The 13,610-nt window shown below is 37.1% G+C and carries 9 protein-coding genes; 3 read left to right on the top strand and 6 right to left on the bottom strand.

Translation table 11 applies throughout. From position 1 onward, the window contains the following. Window positions 1–4 precede the first annotated feature (4 nt). The 4 genes from D5J18_RS07720 to der form a co-directional block, all read right to left on the bottom strand. Window positions 5–3,358 (bottom strand): SusC/RagA family TonB-linked outer membrane protein, encoded by a 3,354-nt coding sequence (locus D5J18_RS07720; RefSeq protein ID WP_375730854.1) that lies wholly within the window; start codon window positions 3,356–3,358, stop codon window positions 5–7. A gap of 43 nt (window positions 3,359–3,401) precedes the next feature. Beyond that, window positions 3,402–5,627, bottom strand: a complete 2,226-nt coding sequence (locus D5J18_RS07715) for a TonB-dependent receptor family protein (protein ID WP_119058423.1) — start codon at window positions 5,625–5,627, stop codon at window positions 3,402–3,404. A gap of 259 nt (window positions 5,628–5,886) precedes the next feature. Continuing rightward, window positions 5,887–6,966, bottom strand: a complete 1,080-nt coding sequence (locus D5J18_RS07710) for an FISUMP domain-containing protein (protein ID WP_119058422.1) — start codon at window positions 6,964–6,966, stop codon at window positions 5,887–5,889. A 145-nt stretch (window positions 6,967–7,111) separates the two neighbouring features. Then, entirely contained in the window at window positions 7,112–8,422 is a 1,311-nt protein-coding gene (gene der, locus D5J18_RS07705) for a ribosome biogenesis GTPase Der (protein WP_119058421.1), read from the bottom strand. A 396-nt stretch (window positions 8,423–8,818) separates the two neighbouring features. Here der and ychF point away from each other — a divergent pair, with 396 nt between their 5' ends. After that, window positions 8,819–9,910 carry a redox-regulated ATPase YchF gene (ychF, locus tag D5J18_RS07700; RefSeq protein WP_119058420.1) on the top strand — a complete coding sequence of 364 codons (1,092 nt, stop codon included), beginning with the start codon at window positions 8,819–8,821 and terminating at the stop codon, window positions 9,908–9,910. A 226-nt stretch (window positions 9,911–10,136) separates the two neighbouring features. Continuing rightward, entirely contained in the window at window positions 10,137–10,478 is a 342-nt protein-coding gene (locus D5J18_RS07695) for a zinc ribbon domain-containing protein YjdM (protein ID WP_119058419.1), read from the top strand. A 233-nt stretch (window positions 10,479–10,711) separates the two neighbouring features. Here D5J18_RS07695 and D5J18_RS07690 read toward each other — a convergent pair whose 3' ends face one another. Both D5J18_RS07690 and atpD read right to left on the bottom strand, forming a co-directional pair. Then, window positions 10,712–10,993: a hypothetical protein gene (locus D5J18_RS07690; RefSeq protein ID WP_221407276.1), complete on the bottom strand. Its 282-nt coding sequence runs from the start codon at window positions 10,991–10,993 to the stop codon at window positions 10,712–10,714. Window position 10,994: 1 nt separating this feature from the next. Next, complete coding sequence (gene atpD / locus D5J18_RS07685; RefSeq protein ID WP_119058418.1) at window positions 10,995–12,500, bottom strand: F0F1 ATP synthase subunit beta; 1,506 nt, start codon at window positions 12,498–12,500, stop codon at window positions 10,995–10,997. A gap of 159 nt (window positions 12,501–12,659) precedes the next feature. Between atpD and D5J18_RS07680 the strand changes: the two genes are divergently transcribed. Continuing rightward, entirely contained in the window at window positions 12,660–13,610 is a 951-nt protein-coding gene (locus tag D5J18_RS07680; protein ID WP_260377575.1) for a bifunctional riboflavin kinase/FAD synthetase, read from the top strand.

Here is a 13,610-nt window from a genome sequence, read left to right as displayed (position 1 = left end):
ACGATTAAAAATTAAGATTAATACTGAGCGTATACTGTGTTGGTGAAGGCAAAGACACCCCGCCTACACGATAAAATTCAGGATCTTGCCCATTGAGCCTTTTATCTGCATAGATTAAAAATGGATTGATTATCTGCATGCGAAGTGCCACTGAAGAAATATTAAATTTTTTACTTAACTCTTCAGAAAGCTTATAGCCTAAAGAGATATTCTTCAATCTCACAAAGCTTCCATCTGCTATCCGTTCTTGAGAATAGTGATACGTATTATATGCACGTTCTATATTTTCTCTCCCCACCACTTCTATTAATTTCTGTGAAGGTAATACAGGTACATTTGTATGATATTCATCCCCAGGGTTCAGCCAGCGTTTGTAGTAATCTTTTGTAAAGACATTTAAATCTCCATAAGTAGGGTCAAAGGTTCTATTTAATCTGATTTTATTCCCCGCCTGCATTGTGATGAAGAATGAAAATTCTAAATTTTTCCATTGAAAGGAATTTGTAATACCTCCTGTCATCGTGGGTTCTGTAGGCCCATGGTAGATAAGATAAGTTTTAACATATTGTGAATCTGAAAAATCTGCACCTGCAATATTTGCATACTCTCCTTGGTTAATAGGGTATAATCCAAAATCAAACGTTGGCAAACCAACATTATTTAAGCCTTGAAAATTATATGAGAAAAGTGATCCACGTGCAAATCCTTGCATATTTCCTCTCCCTGTTCCTGATACTAGATCAAAAGCATTCGGCTGATTTCTAAGTCTTGTAATTCTCTGTTTCATGTAAGAATAAACCAAATTAGTATTCCAGCTAAAATTTGATGTTTTGATATTATTTGACCTTATGCTAAACTCTATACCTCTAGTTTGCATATCTCCAAAATTAGCATATTTGTAATATTGGCCTCCAATTCCAGAAGTCCTCACAAGATCTATTAAATCAAATGAATTTCTTTGGTAAGCATCTAAAGTTATACTCAGTCTGTTTTTCAAGAATCCTGCATCTATACCAAGATTTAGTTCATACATCTTCTCCCAAGTCAAGTCTCTGTTTTCTAAATGATAAATTTTTAATGCATTTTCTCTTTCATTAAAATCTAAACGAGGGATTATATAATTTTTGTATAAAGCGTTAGAATTTATAGCATGTTCATTCATTTTGGCAGTCAAACCATAACTTGCCCTCACCGCCAAGAGAGAAAAAGGCATATCTGCCATGAAATTCTCCTTATCTATATTCCATTTCCCTCCTACATTCCAAGTCGGCAACCATCGCCCCCCAGCTCCTGTCCCTGCTGTATTTGATCCCTCAAAATTTGCCACAGCATTTACAATATATTTTCCTGCATAGCCATAGGTGGAGCTTCCCGAAAACGTAATCCCCCTATCATATCTCTGACTGTAAGAGAAGTATGAGCTCCCTTCATTAATTAGCTTTTGGAAAACTAAAGGGTTTGTAAATATTTGGTTTCCCCTATCGTACTGAATTCCATAACCTTGGAAGGGATTAGTAGTCCTATCTGCTAACCTTACTTCTGTAAATCCAAAAGCTTTGAAATCATGCTCTTCTCTACGAAGTTGATAATCAATGGATAATCTACCTAAATAGCTCCTCAATACCGTTTCTGTCTTATTAAAAATACCACCATGTGTCAGGGGAATTTGAGGTTGTAAAAGTGGGTTTGCAGGATTTCTGAGCAGGTATATATTTTCACTCGCCACCTGAGGCGTTTCATTCGCTCGAAAGGCTTTTACCACATTGGAATTTTCTTTAATGAAATGTGATGAAGAAGTGTTTGCTTGCCTGAGCGACACCAAACCTTGAACTTCCAAATTAGAATGGATTTTGTATTTAGCATCTGCCTGAATTTTTAAATCCAAAACATTAAGGTCTATATAATTATTTTTATATTCTTCTAAAATATTAAACGGAGCCCAGTTATTTCTATAATATTCATATGCTCCTTTTCCATTTTTTGGGCTCAAAGTACGGCTTGTCGTGAGCGCATAACTAAAAGGATTTATATCAAAATCTCTTTCGTAAGAACCTATATTATTATTTTTTCTCTGCGTAAATGTCCCAGGAGCCTTTTGGTCTCTGATGCTACCTTGTACAGTTAAAGTCGTAGTAAATTTATCATTGATAAAGAAAGAGCCTTTCAAATTTGCAGAAAGACGTTGTGCCTTATCTATTATACTCCACCCTTCATCAGAATAAAACCCAAGTGAGGTATAAAATGCTGCATTTTTCCCTCCGCCAGAAAAACTAATGGAATGATTCCTAATCGGATTAATCGTAAACAAATGCTTGAACCAATTCGTATTAGCATATTCTTTTTGTTTAAAGAACTCATAGGCAGAATCTTCGGTATTAGGGAGATAATAATCTCCCGTTTCTGGATTAATTGTAGAAACAGCTTTGTAATATTGATGATATACACCACTTCTTCTTCCGTACAGGGTATTTCTTAGATTAAAATACCCTTTATTTTCCATTTCTTGATAAATACTCATCGTTTCTTGGGAGTTCAGTAAATCAAAATTTGAATAAGAGGGAATGCTTCTAAAGCTTTGCTCGTAAGAATAAGAAACTTTGTTTTCTCCATTTCTTTTTCCAGATTTTGTTGTGATAACAATCACACCATTCATCGCCCTCGCCCCGTAATAGGATGTTGCAGAAGCATCTTTCAGCACTTGTATGTTTTCTATATCTTCTGCATTAATCCCTGCAATGGCAGAGCTGATAAGTGTAACGGCATCACCTGAAGCTAATTGGTCTAAATCTAAAGAAACCATATCTTCATACACAGCTCCATCTATAACCCAAAGTGGCTGTGTGTTACCAAGAATAGATGCTCCTCCTCGAATATTAATCCGTGGTGCTGAACCAAATGTTCCCGTCACATTTTGAATTGTGAGACCAGCTACTCGCCCCTCCAGCATTCGAGAAACATCTGCTACCCCATCTAATTTAATTTCATTTAATTTCACAGAAGCAGAAGCTCCCGTAAAGACTCGACTCTCTATCTTTTGGTAGCCCGTTGCTACGATTTCTCCTATCTCTACATGTCCTGATTCTTTCAAGGTAACATCTACATAACTGGATTTAATCTTGACTTTTTTAGTTTCCATTCCTAAGAAACTAATTTCTAAAGTTTGTCCCTTTTCTGCTTTGATGGTGAAGTTTCCATCATTGTCTGTTGAGGTTTCTGCTTTGCTTTCTTTTACCAAAACAGTAGCATCATAGATGGGAAAACCATCTTTATCTTTTACTTTTCCAGAGACTTGCATTACTTGAGCAACAGCCCAACTGCTTTGAACCAAAATGATTCCCGTGATGATGATTTTTATAATTGAATTCACCGTATTGAATTATAATAATGTTAAATTAATTTTTTTAAAAACTGATATTTATGCCAGAAAATATTCCGAATGGGTGCCCTGGCCGTAATCCTGACGGATGCCTAGAGACTAAGTATTTCTTATTTGTAATATTAATGGCATTTACTGTTACAGCAATGTTAGAATTGATTTTAGCTTTGGCAGAAGCATCAAATATCGTATGTGCAGGAATTTTCAGGCGTTCAGCTATTTTTCCCTTTCCTGGCGTCGTACGCATATCATCATTGTGGCGAGCACTTAAATTAAGTTCAAATCCTTTATATTCCAAGCCTATAGTTGTATTTAAGCTGTGCCTATTAATATATGGAATTTCATCTCCCTCAAAGACTCTTCCCCAGCTTCCCTCCTGAAACGTATTTTGAATTTCGGTATCGGTGTAAGTATAAGAAACAGCGATTGGAATCTTCAAAACAAAACGCTCTGGCACAGGCTGATACTGAAGAATAAATTCAGCTCCACGCACTAACGCCTCGCCTACATCAAACTGCTCTAAAGTTCCAGTTCCACCCGCTGCTGCCAAATCGCTTCCCAGCATATTCGTATAATCATTTCGGAAACCGACTAATTCCAGCCTCAATCTATTAAAATTCAATCTTGTACCCAACTCTATATTGGTACTATTTTCAGGCTTTTGAGCATTGCCAGCACTTGGCGGGGAAAATCCTTTGTGAATCCCAGAAAACACCGAAATTTCTGGCGTAATTTTATAATTTACTCCAAAACTCGGAATCAAAACTCGTGCTTGATTTTTAGATTCTATACGGTCTTTTCCTGTACTTTTGATGTCATTTTTTCCAAAATCTTTTTTGAGTAAATCAATGTCCTCATACCTCAATCCCGCAGAAATCAGTAAAGAATTATACTTAACTTTCCCCAAAAAATACGAAGCAAAGGCTTTAGCCGAGGTCAATCTGTTGGCTTGTGTTCCATGGATTCCTGGCAAAAAAAGCTTCATTTTACCACCTTCCATGGCGTAAGAATCATCCCATTGGAATCTTTTTTCATTATCTTCATGATAGCGAAGGCCAAGCTCCGCATCAAATCTTAAATCATTGATATTAAAGTGATAATCAATTTTGGTTTGTGCACCTTGCGACAGGTATTTTCTATTATTGGCTCTCACAATTAATGATTCTCCTACATAATCTTTCTTACCCGTTAGAATATCAAAATAATCCTGATTAGTGGTGGGGTCTACCAAAACATCATAGATAGAACGTTTTTCATTTTTGCCGACGCCTGCTTTTATATCATTTAATTTATACCAATTTCTATTAAAATTAGCTTTATACACCTGCGTAGATACAACAAAATAATTTGATGGTTTAAACGTATAAGAACCCACCCACTGAGCGTGCTCTGTTTTCATATTATCCACACCAGAGCCCGCATAGCGTAAATACGGATTCCTCTCAAAATCCTGCTGAGAAAGCCCTACGTATGTTTCATCAGAATTCTCATCAGCGAAGCCAAATTTAAGTTCAAAAGAATGCTTATTATCCGCAGTCTTCGTCATCAACTTTGCGACTACATCATTTCTTTTAAATCCCGCTTTTTTACCATTTTCAAAACGCTTAAACCCATCAGATTGGTTTCTCAAATATTCTACCATATAACCAAAATTCTGGAAGCGGTCTCCTATATTGATGTGGCCTTTGTAAGTATTATTTGTTCCGTAAGTTGCATTTAATTTAGCTTTAAAACTCTTTGGAATATCGCTTGAAACTAAATTGATTGCCCCCCCCGTTGTGAAGGGCCCATACTGCACTTGGCTGCTCCCTTTCAAAACTTCTACCGCACTCATTCGTGAAATATTGGGGAAGTAATACGCCGCTGGCGCTGAATAAGGCGCAGGAGCTACCAATACACCGTCTTCCATCAGCGTGATTTTGGCACTTCGCTCTGCCTTTGTGCCTCGCAAACTGATATTGGGGCGGAGCCCGTAGCCATCTTCTTCATATACATTTACCCCTGGCACTTCTTGCAATACCCGATTGATGTCTGTATACCCAAACCTCTGCAAATCCTCGGGTGAAATATAGTAAGCCGAGCCTACACGATTCTGAGCCTCAAACTTACTGCCCAACATTTGGCGAGACGAAATCACCAACTCCTTGAGCACTATTGTAGTAGAATCTGTTTTAGTTTTTTCCTCCTCTTGAGCATAAAGGCAAGAACAGACAATGTATAAACAAACAGCTGAAATATTTCTTTTAGTCATGTTTTAATTTTACTTATTTAGTCTAAGTATAAATAATTAGAAGTGCAAATGTAAAGTGAAAATTTTAATATTTTATTTAAAAAAAACATGACTTTTATCAGATTCTATTTTTTTTAAGGCTTAAAAAATTTTCATTTGTTTTAAGGAATTATTTCTTCCAAACTTTTTTAAAAACATTATAAAATGAAAAAACATAAACACGATTTACTTTCATGCTTATGTTTTTTTTTAAGATTAAACCATCCCATGTCTCAAGCCATTAACCAAAATCTCCCACATATTCATTACTTCGAATACAACGCACGCTGCCCCCGTCAGCTCGATGGTTATATACTTCAATAACGCCCTCTTCACTGCCGAAGTGCACTATTGCATTCTGGGTATAAGTGACAGCAGAGCTACTCCTGTAGTACCCGTCAGAACGATCGTTACGCAGTGAACCATCGTTATGGCTACGGTAGCCAGCAGCTGCAAGGTTTGGCAACTTCTTCTGTGTCCACATTTGATTAGTAGAAGCAGAAGAAGTGCTACCCGTTACAGCCTGATGAAATTGCTGCCACTCCTGAAAAGTCGGAACATGGTAACCTGACGGGCAAGGGTTATTAACGCCTCCTACTTGCCACAACTGTAATTCTAAATCTGATGCTTTTTCACCATTCTTTGCCCAGTTATAGCTTCCAGTAATAAACTTCCCTGCTGCTTCGCCTGTGACTGTCCAACTTTGGGCTTTGTCAGGGGTAGTTTTCGGATTCTTAAACTCATGCCCATCACTCGCTCTCTGCCATTGGTAATATGAACCATAAAAATTAATGTCGTCGTGGATAGCTGCGCCTGTTTCACTAACGGTAGGGTTAAAATCAGGACTATGGATGTTGGCGTATTCTGCTCCAAGGTTGAGGTTGAGCCATGTTCTATTGTATTCTTTATCGTTCACTTTACCAGTTACAGTTGTAGCGCAATACACAAAATCATACTTGCCATTATCTTTCCCAAATAATTTATCATATACTAATCTATCTTCAGGGCATTTTCTTATCTTTTCTATGACCTCATTTGGATTTTCTACCGCACTCTTAATGTAATTAGTTTTCTCTTTATTTTTTATCTCCCACTCTATGTCTTTAATCGACATTTTTCTTACCTTTTTGTCTTTTTCATCCCAAGTCAGAATCCACTCAACTCCGTATAATCTATCAACATCTTGTATGCGCAAATCTCCTTTTTGGTTGTCTTTTGCGCTGATGTCTAGCATGGCTTGTGGCTCTTCTGTGTTAATGCCCACCTGAGCGGTGGCTAAGACCCCTGTCAATACAACAAAAGAAAGTAATAATTTCTTCATTTGTTTTATTTTTTTTGGTTAATATTTTATTGATTTATTCTTCTCTTAATTAAATTTTTGCTGTTTTTTTTGAGACAGAGGATTTTTTTTAAAGGCTTTAGAAATTTTTGAGAATTGGTGTTTTTTGGTTTTTATCTTAGGAGAATTATTTTTTTCTGAAATAAATTTGAATCGGCACGCCCGAGAAGTTGAATTTCTCCCTTAATTTATTTTCTACAAATCGCTTGTAAGGGTCTCGCACATATTGTGGTAAATTACAAAATAGTGCAAATTGTGGTGTCTTGGTCGGTAATTGTGTAATGTATTTGATTTTGATGTACTTTCCCTTCACCGCAGGTGGTGGGCTGGTTTTCACTAGCGGGAGCAGCCACTCATTGAGTTGACTGGTTTTGATTCTTTTAGATCTGTTTTGGTAGACTTCCATCACCACTTCTACCGTCTTGTGTATACGCTGTTTGCTGAGTGCAGAAATGAATAAAATCGGCACGTCTGTGAAAGGAGAAATTTTTTGTTTAATCATTTTCTCCATATCTCGCATGGTATTGGTTTCTTTTTCCACCAAATCCCATTTATTAATCAAAATAACGATGCCTTTTCGATTTTTTTGAGCTAAATTAAAGATTTTCATGTCTTGCGATTCCACTCCTCTTTCGGCATCAATCATTAAGATGACGACATCACTATCTTCAATCGCACGGATGGCACGCATCACAGCGTAGAATTCTAAATCTTCTTCTACTTTACTTTTTTTGCGCATTCCAGCAGTGTCTATCAGCACAAATTCATGCCCAAATTTGTTATACAAAGTTTCTATAGAATCACGTGTTGTCCCCGCAATATCTGTCACGATATTACGTTCTTCACCCAGCAAAGCATTGGTAAAAGTCGATTTCCCGGCATTGGGTCGCCCGGCAATAGTAATTTTAGGCAAACCGTCAAACGGATCTTGATGTTTTTCTTCTGGGAATTTTTCTACAATGGCATCTAACAAATCACCTGTTCCCGAACCTTGAATGGCTGAAATCGTGTAATATTCTGAGAAACCAAGTTCATAAAATTCTACGGCATCCATTCGGTTTTTGTTGCTATCAACTTTGTTCACTACCAAAAAAACAGGTTTATTCGTTTTCTGATGAAGGAGAAGCGCCACTCTTTTGTCCATAGAAGTTACGCCCACTTGATTGTCAACTACAAAAATAATGACGGTCGCTTCTTGAATGGCTAATTCGACTTGTTTACGAATTTCACCTTCGAAGACGTCGTCAGAACCCTCAATGTACCCGCCAGTATCTATCACGGTAAAGTCTCGTCCGTTCCAGTCAGATTTGCCGTAGTGGCGGTCTCGCGTAACGCCTGATACGCTATCTACAATGGCTTCTCTCTTCTGGAGTAGGCGGTTGAATAAAGTGGATTTCCCTACGTTGGGACGCCCTACGATGGCAACAATGTTTGACATGTACATAGAATTTAATGCAAAAGTATTGATTTTATATGAATCAAAGATTTTTATTTTTTTTGAAGGCTTTAAAAAAAATTGACTTAGCCTATGCAGTTTTTTTCGAGGTCACAGGCTTTGCTAATTAAGCCAAGTTTTGAGTTTGCTTAAATGCATCATTTTCAGTCAAATTCTCAAAGTATGATATTTTGAGCATTAACAAAACTTAAAAAAAGTAACAAAAAGAGAGTATTTAATTATTTTATAAGATTTAAAAAGTTAATTATAACGAAAGAATAGAAAAATATTTAATGACTTATTCATTTAAGGAAAGTTTAATGAAATTTAAATTATAAAGATTGATTTTAGATTAAAAATTTAATAAACACTATATTTGCGGCAATCAAAAACAATGATATGAAGTGTGGAATCGTAGGATTGCCCAACGTTGGAAAATCAACTTTATTTAACAGTTTATCAAGTGCTAAAGCGCAATCAGCCAATTATCCGTTTTGTACGATAGAACCTAACTTGGGCGTTGTGCAGGTGCCAGATAATCGTTTGGCGGTTTTAGAAAAATTCGTCAATCCAGAGCGTGTCGTCCCTGCCAATGTAGAAATTGTAGATATTGCAGGTCTGGTGAAAGGTGCAAGTAAAGGTGAGGGCTTAGGAAATCAATTTTTAGCAAATATCCGTGAATGCCAAGCAATTATTCACGTCTTGCGTTGTTTTGAAAATGATAATATTACCCACGTGGAAGGCAATGTGAACCCGATTCGTGATAAAGAAATTATTGATACCGAATTGCAATTAAAGGATTTGGAAACGGTAGAAAAAAGATTAGAAAAAATTAAAAAACAAGCCAAAACTGGCGATAAAGATGCGAAAATTGCAGCAGAAGTTTATGAAATCACGTTAAAGCATCTGGAAGAAGGAAAAAATACCCGCCAATTGGAGTGGGCTGAAGCTCAACAAGAAATTTTTGATGACTTGCATTTGCTGACGGCAAAACCTGTTTTGTATGTGTGCAATGTAGATGAAGCGTCGGTAAAGTCTGGAAATGATTTGGTAGAACAGGTAAAAGAAGCCGTGAAAAATGAAAATGCTTTGGTAATTATGCTTGCAGCACAAATAGAAGCTGACATTATGGAGCTTGAAACTTATGATGAACGCCAGATGTTTTTGGATGAATTAGGCTTGGATGAGCCTGGGGTAAATCGCTTGATTAGAACAGCTTATAAACTTTTAAATCTTCAAACTTACTTCACCGCTGGGGTAAAAGAAGTGCGTGCTTGGACGATTCACAAAGGTGATACAGCACCACAAGCAGCGGGTGTGATTCATTCTGATTTTGAAAAAGGATTCATCCGTGCAGAAGTTATACATTTCTCTGATTATGAACAATATGGCTCTGAAAGTAAAGCCAGAGAAGCTGGGAAATTAAGCATTGAGGGGAAAGAGTACATCGTTCAAGATGGTGATATTATGCACTTTAGATTTAATGTGTAAATAAATCTTTAAATTCAAAAAATTAAACCTGAAAAAAAAGATATTATATATTAAATTGTGAAAAATAATCTAAAGTATGAATTGTCCAATATCATAATTTTATACCTAATGAATTAGGTTTAGTTTTAGAATATTTGTATGAAGAAAATGATTGATGGAATTTGGTGCTTTATATTTTATTGATACCGTATTTTATTTAACAAAAAAAAATTAAAAATAATAAACAATGAGTGAATTAGTAAATTGCCCAAAATGTGGCTCTGAATACACGTATGAAAATCCACCAATGATGGTGTGTACACAATGTTTCCACGAATGGAATCCAGATGAAGTTGCTGCCGAAAAGGCTAATGCTGGGAAAACTTTTGATGCCAACGGAAACGAACTTCAAGATGGTGATGATGTGATCGTCATCAAAGATTTGCCTGTGAAAGGTGCTCCAAAACCCGTGAAGGCAGGAACTAAAGTTAAAAACATCAGGATTGTGGATGGCGACCACGATATTGATTGCAAAATTGATGGTTTTGGGAAGATGGGGTTAAAGTCTGAATTTGTGAAAAAGGCTTAGATTCTATTTAAATTTTATATTTAATTTTTTTTAAGGCTTAAAAAAATTAAGCCTTATTTTTTTATTTATGAAAAATAGCGGTGTGCTCGTTGCAAAGTTTTCACTTCAGAAAAGTTTAGTCATAAAAACTTATCATTATCTATCAAATTTATCAAGGTTTGAAAAAATCAAAAAAGCCTTTATTTCTTCAAAAAAATAAAGGCTTATAAGATTTTGTACACTTGCTATAAAAATCAGTCTGGCAAGATGGTTAAAAAGTTATTTTGCAACTCCATCACACCACCAGTTACTTCTAAATCCCAACAATTTTCTTCTGCTTTTTTGAGCTTTTTATGCTTAAATTTTGCTTCTTTTGTTGCTTTAATTCTTACCGTTCCATTCTCTAGACTGGCTACAATTGGCGCATGGTTTTCTAGCATTTGGAATTTACCTCCCTTGCCAGGAACTGTGACGGCTTCTACTTCACCCTCATAGATAATGTATTCTGGAGTAATGATTTGTAATTGAATGCTCATTTTATTCTGCTTCTGCTAACATTTTTTCTCCTGCTTCTATTGCTTCTTCAATGGTTCCTTTTAAGTTAAAGGCTGATTCAGGATATTTATCTACTTCCCCGTCCATAATCATGTTGAACCCTTTGATGGTATCTTTTATATCTACCAAAACACCTGGAATCCCTGTAAACTGTTCTGCCACGTGGAATGGCTGAGAAAGGAAACGCTGAACACGACGAGCTCTGTGAACTACCAACTTATCTTCTTCTGACAATTCTTCCATTCCCAAAATTGCAATAATGTCTTGCAAAGCTTTGTAGCGTTGTAAGATTTCTTTCACACGCTGTGCACATTCATAATGTTCTTTCCCTACCACATCTGGCGATAAAATTCTAGAAGTCGAATCTAGTGGGTCTACCGCGGGGTAAATACCCAAAGAAGCAATTTTACGAGAAAGTACCGTAGTAGCATCCAAGTGAGCAAAAGTCGTCGCTGGTGCTGGGTCTGTCAAGTCATCTGCTGGAACGTAAACGGCCTGAACAGATGTAATTGAGCCATTTTTGGTTGAAGTAATCCTCTCTTGCATCGCTCCCATTTCTGTTGCTAAAGTCGGCTGATAACCTACTGCTGAAGGCATACGCCCTAAAAGTGCAGACACCTCTGAACCTGCCTGTGTGAATCGGAATATATTATCTACAAAGAATAAAACATCACGGCCTTGCCCTTGGCCTTCTCCGTCTCGGTAATATTCTGCTAAAGTCAAACCTGAAAGCGCCACTCGTGCACGTGCCCCTGGAGGCTCATTCATCTGCCCAAATACAAATGAAGCTTTAGAATCTTTTAATAATTCTCTATCTACGGCATCTAAATTCCACCCACCTTCTTCCATCGAATGCATGAAATCATCACCATAGCGTATAATTCCTGCTTCTAGCATTTCTCGCAATAAATCATTCCCCTCGCGTGTTCTCTCACCAACACCAGCAAAAACAGATAAACCTCCGTGCCCTTTAGCAATGTTATTAATCAACTCTTGAATTAATACAGTTTTACCTACACCCGCTCCACCAAACAATCCAATTTTACCTCCTTTGGTGTAAGGTTCAATCAAGTCGATTACTTTAATTCCAGTAAATAGAACTTCTGACGATACAGATAAATCTTCAAATTTAGGTGCTGGACGGTGAATCGGCAAACCATTTTCTTTAGAAATATTACCTAACCCATCTATCGCGTTTCCTGTTACGTTAAAAAGACGACCTCTGATGGCGTCTCCCGTTGGCATCGTAATCGGATTCCCCGTTGCTATCACCTCTTGCCCCCGTTTCAACCCGTCTGTACCGTCCATTGAAATGCAACGAACAGTATCTTCACCAATGTGCTGTTCCACTTCTAGCACGAGTGGCAACTCCCCTTCTCTATTAATTTCTAATGAGTCGTAAATTTGGGGTAAACCTTGATCGTTATCAAAAACAACATCAATTACCGGCCCGATAATCTGTGAAATTTTACCTGTATTTTGTGCCATGTTTTAATTTATATTAATGAAATATGAATATCTATATTTCTGCAAATATAAAGGATTTTTTCACGAAAAAACTTCTCTTTATTTATTTTTTTAACTTTTAGTATTTCAAAAGCCAGTTTTCTTTTTTTAAGGGCTTGTTTAAATTTATAAATGATAACTTTGCAGAAAGTTCTTGGAATGGAAATAATCCACGGCATTCATCCACTGAATCCCAGCAAAAAACTTATTCTTACCATTGGCATGTTTGATGGTGTACACAGAGGGCATCAGTCCATCATACAGCAGCTCAACCGCTACGCAGAAGAAACTGGGGGGCATTCTGCTCTTTTGAGCTTTGCACCGCATCCACGCCAAGTGCTGCAACCCGATGGCGAGCTAAAACTGCTATCTACTTTAGAAGAAAAATTAGACTTGCTCTGCCAATATCATTTAGATTACGCCATTATTCACCCGTTTACCATAGAGTTTTCACGGCTTAGCGCTGTGGAATTTGTGCGAGATTATCTCGTCAATCATTTGCAAATTCATACGCTCTTGGTGGGGTACGACCACCACTTCGGGCGCAATAGAATGGGAGACTTCCAGCAATTGGAGGAATTAGCAGATTTGTATAACTTCCAAGCGCTTCAACTTTCTGCCGTGCTCGAAAATGATCTCCCCATCAGTTCCACCAAAATCAGAAATGCGCTACTAGCCAGTGATATTGACTACGTGACAGAAGCTCTAGGGCATTTCTACCCCATTACTGGTAAAGTTATTCATGGGTATAAAATAGGTCGAAAATTAGGTTTCCCAACTATAAATATGGCTTTCTCTAAAGATAAACTTTTACCCGCAGACGGTGTTTATGGTGTGCGTGTAGAACTCCAAAATCAATTGTTTTTTGGGCTAATGAATATTGGTAAGAGCCCAACTTTTGATTTCAAGGAACAACGGGTCGAAGTTTATTTGCTTGATTTTGATGGTGAGGTTTATGACGAAACCGTAAAAGCCGACATCTTATGTTTCATTCGTGGAGAAAAAAAGTTTAAAAATGCTGAAGCCTTAAAAAATCAAATCCAGCGAGATGAAGCTTACTTCCATTCAAGGTTACACGAATGGAAAACTTAA

The organism is Candidatus Ornithobacterium hominis, assembly GCF_900538215.1.
GTDB classification, from domain to species: Bacteria; Bacteroidota; Bacteroidia; order Flavobacteriales; family Weeksellaceae; genus Ornithobacterium; species Ornithobacterium hominis.
The sequence above is the reverse complement of the archived record's forward strand: the minus strand, read 5'-3'. Positions and strand labels throughout refer to the sequence as shown.

Bases quoted from the DNA above. Each gene is read 5' to 3' on its own strand.
- D5J18_RS07715 (WP_119058423.1), bottom strand. From the start codon at position 5,627: ATGACTAAAAGAAATATTTCAGCTGTTTGTTTATACATTGTCTGTTCT.
- D5J18_RS07690 (WP_221407276.1), bottom strand. From the start codon at position 10,993: ATGAGCATTCAATTACAAATCATTACTCCAGAATACATTATCTATGAG.
- D5J18_RS07695 (WP_119058419.1), top strand. From the start codon at position 10,137: ATGAGTGAATTAGTAAATTGCCCAAAATGTGGCTCTGAATACACGTAT.
- ychF (WP_119058420.1), top strand. From the start codon at position 8,819: ATGAAGTGTGGAATCGTAGGATTGCCCAACGTTGGAAAATCAACTTTA.
- der (WP_119058421.1), bottom strand. From the start codon at position 8,422: ATGTCAAACATTGTTGCCATCGTAGGGCGTCCCAACGTAGGGAAATCC.
- D5J18_RS07710 (WP_119058422.1), bottom strand. From the start codon at position 6,966: ATGAAGAAATTATTACTTTCTTTTGTTGTATTGACAGGGGTCTTAGCC.
- atpD (WP_119058418.1), bottom strand. From the start codon at position 12,500: ATGGCACAAAATACAGGTAAAATTTCACAGATTATCGGGCCGGTAATT.